Here is a 3,682-nt window from a genome sequence, read left to right as displayed (position 1 = left end):
GTATATTTCATCACATATACAATAGATATTATATTTAAGGAGAAGGCTTGCTATCTTTATTAGTTCTTCCTGCTCATAAACCGCTCCGGTAGGATTATTAGGGCTGTTCAAAATAAGCAGCTTGCTTCTTGAAGTGATCTTTTTTTCCACCTGGGCAGCAGATAATTTAAAATTTTCCTGCTGGTTAGTATCTACAAAAATGGGAATTGCCCCTGCAAATTTAATCTGTTCAGTGTAGCTTACCCAGCAAGGGATTGGCAATAGTACCTGATCACCAGGATTACAAATAGTTAAAATGGCATTAAAAAGACATTGTTTGGCTCCATTAGATACCATGATCTCTGAGGTTTTATATGCTATCTTATTGTCTTTTTGTAACTTTTCAATTATAGCTTCTTTAAGCTCAATTATTCCCGAGCTTACGGTATAGTGACTAAATCCTTCTTGAATGGCTAAAATTGCCTTCTCTCTAATATTATTTGGTGTGCCAAAGTCTGGTTCACCAGCTGCAAAACTGATCACTTTTTTCCCTTGCTGTTTCATTTTTAATGCTTGGGCAGTGATGGCCAAAGTCAGGGATGGATTTATATTCTTTACTCTTTCCGAAATATTCATCTGATTCCTTCCTTTCTGAAAAAAACTACTTTTATTATTAGACATAGTCAAGCCAGTTTAAATATTTCTCTTCTTCCCCCTTAGCAATAGAAAAAAACTTTCTTTGAATATTCTCAGTTATCGGACCGCGTTTACCCTCACCAATCGTGTAGTTATCAATCTCTCTAATGGGAGTTACTTCGGCCGCTGTACCGCAAAAAAATACTTCATCAGAAATATACAGCTCATCTCGACAGATATATTTCTCTTGAAATTCATATTTCATATCCTTAGTAATTTTTATGATAGAATCTCGAGTAATTCCCTCCAACACATTAGCAGTAGGTGTAGTATAGATTACTCCATTTCTAATCCAAAATATATTCTCGCCTGATCCCTCAGTAACATATCCTCTAGTATCTAATAAAATGGCTTCATCTACCCCTGCTTCAATTGCTTCCATTTTAGCAAATACAGAATTCACGTAATTCCCACAAATTTTTGCTTTTTGAGAGGTAGAATTGATATGGTTTCGAGCATAACTAGAAATCTTAGTTCTAATTCCCTTAGCTAATGCTTCCTCACCTAAATAAGCACCCCATTCCCAAACAGCAACGGTACAATTAACAGGACATGCAAAGGGATCTAATCCCAAAGATTCAAAACCACGATAAATTAAAGGACGGATATAACCACTCTTAAGTTTATTGATCTTTATAGTATTTTTAATTGCTTCTCTTATTTCTTCTCTACTATAAGGAATATTAATTTTTAGTATTTTTGCTGAATTGAATAAGCGCTCAATATGTTCTTTTAATCTAAAAACTGCTGTTCCGCTCTTCGTCTCGTAAGCTCTTATTCCCTCAAATACTCCACTTCCATAATGCAAGGCATGAGTGCATACATGAACCCTTGCCTCATTCCAATCTACCATCTTCCCATCCATCCAGATTTTTTCTGCTTTCATTATTATTTCCCTCCTTTACAACATTTAAATTTAGAAACATTTTAGCACACTTTTACTTTAATTGCATATTAATAATTCTTATTTCGCATAAAATATATCAAGAAACTATAATAAAGAGTAATAAGATTAAATTCCTGAAAATATGAAAAATAAAAGAGAAAAATCAATAGCAAGAGGACAGAAATCAGAATTTAGAACAATGAATTATTATTTCTTCTTTATTTCTAACACCACTTAAAATAATTTACTTCATGTTTTAGGTGTACTAATAATTGCTGATCAAATATTTGGTTCTAATTCTTCTAACTTTACTTTCTGAATTTCAATATTATCGCAATTAAAAATGGTTTGGGCGGTTTTCTTTTCACTTTCTACTACACCGGTCGTATAGTATTTTTCTTTACTTATAGCTTTTTTCTTCAAAGTTCCCATTTGGGATAAGCTCTCTTTTACGGCTAATGCAGTACTGATCGATGGATCAATGATGACTACTTTTTCACCCATGATCTCCGATATAACCTTTTTTAAAAAAGAATAGTGGGTGCAGCCTAATATTAAAGTATCAATTTGTGCTTTTTTTAATGGCTCTAAATATTCTCGGGCAACTCGGTAGGTTTCCGCGGTAGTAAATTTACCGGTCTCAACCATATAAACAAATTTGGGACAAAAATTTGAAAAAACCTTTGTTCCGGGGGCAACTCGATTGATTTCAGTGGGATACGCTCCATTTTTAGTGGTAAATTCGGTGGCAATAATTCCAATCCTTTGATTTAAACTCTTTTTTATAGCATCTTGAACTGCTGGTTGGATAACTCCGATAAGGGGAATTTTATAATATTCTCTTGCTTTTTCAAGACTGGCGGCGGTAGCTGTATTGCATGCAATAACACCTATTTTTATTTTTTTCTTGAGAAGGAAGTTAATAATCTGGAAAGTAAATTTAATTAGTTCTGCTTGGCTTTTCTCACCATAAGGCTGGCGAAGATGGTCCGCGAAATATTCAATATTTTCTTGAGGAAGTAATTTCTTTACTTCTTTTACTACCGATAAACCACCAAAGCCCGAATCAAAAAAACCAATCGGCTGCTCTCTCATCTAATACCTCTTTTTCTTGTTAATGTAGTCAGACCTTACCTTTACGCTTTTTTTTTAATCTCCCAAATAGTGAAGTGCAGGTCTGATCATCCTACTTTTTATTCACTTATAGCTTTGGGCAAAGCGAGGAAGATTAAAAGCTGATTTATGGATGTCTTTATTATAATATTTTAAATGGTTAAGCTTTAAAGCCTCTGTTTCGCAAAAATCATTTATAGGATGATATTTCTTAGAACAGAAAGTAAATCCAATCACCCCACTGGGATAAGTGGGTACCAAGGTGTAATAATATTCCGAAATAGGATAGATATCTCTGATAAAAGAGAATAGTGATTTAATTATTCTGGAATGATAGAAGAATGACTCTGCCTGAGTAACTACAATTCCATCTTCTTTTAAAGCTTGGAATATTGCTTCAAAAAAATCTCTTTTAAATAAAACTTCCGCAGGTCCTATGGGATCAGAAGAATCAACGATGATTAGGTCATATTTATTCTGCTCGGCCTTTACAAATTCATTTCCATCCTCACAATATATTTTTACTTTGGAATTATACAAACTATTAGCCAAATTGGGGAAATATTTTTTAGATATCTCAATTACTTTTTCATCAATCTCACAGACATCTACTTCTTTAACCTGATGGTGTTTTAATATTTCTCTTACAGTTCCCCCGTCTCCTCCCCCGATCACCAGAACTTTTTGAGCCTTTTTATGCACACACAAAGGGACATGGGCAATCATTTCATGATAGCAGAATTCATCTGTTTCTGTTAGCATAATTACGCCATCTATAAGTAATATTTTACCAAAAGGCACACTTTCTACTACCTCAATCTCTTGAAATTTTGATTTTATTTTTTCCAAAGATTTGGTAATTTTTATCTTCAAAGTTCTTCCATTTTTAATTTCTAAGGTGTCTTCTATCCATATATCTTCCTTATTCAAATTAATTAGCTCCTTAAAATATAATGTGATTTTACTTCTTTTGCTTCAAAAAATTTCCTGGTAAATTCTATTGCTACC

Annotated in this window: 4 protein-coding genes; all 4 read right to left on the bottom strand. The window is 33.4% G+C overall.

Annotation, left to right across the window (positions count from 1 at the left end; translation table 11 throughout):
- Positions 1-660, bottom strand: a 660-nt coding sequence (locus ENO17_10175; protein ID HER25398.1) for an aminotransferase class I/II-fold pyridoxal phosphate-dependent enzyme, incomplete at its 3' end; no start/stop codon positions are given.
- On the bottom strand, positions 653-1,561 hold the full coding sequence (locus tag ENO17_10170) for a branched-chain amino acid transaminase (GenBank protein HER25397.1): 909 nt from the start codon (positions 1,559-1,561) through the stop codon (positions 653-655). The genes ENO17_10170 and ENO17_10175, both read right to left, overlap by 8 nt.
- Before the next feature lie 279 nt (positions 1,562-1,840).
- Positions 1,841-2,656: a glutamate racemase gene (locus tag ENO17_10165; GenBank protein ID HER25396.1), complete on the bottom strand. Its 816-nt coding sequence runs from the start codon at positions 2,654-2,656 to the stop codon at positions 1,841-1,843.
- Between the two features lie 102 nt (positions 2,657-2,758).
- Entirely contained in the window at positions 2,759-3,604 is an 846-nt protein-coding gene (locus tag ENO17_10160; GenBank protein ID HER25395.1) for a polyamine aminopropyltransferase, read from the bottom strand.
- Between the last annotated feature and the right edge of the window lie 78 nt (positions 3,605-3,682).

The organism is Candidatus Atribacteria bacterium (genome assembly GCA_011056645.1).
Lineage (GTDB): Bacteria > Atribacterota > Phoenicimicrobiia > Phoenicimicrobiales > Phoenicimicrobiaceae > Sediminicultor > Sediminicultor quartus.
This window is presented reverse-complemented; position numbering and strand designations above follow the sequence as displayed.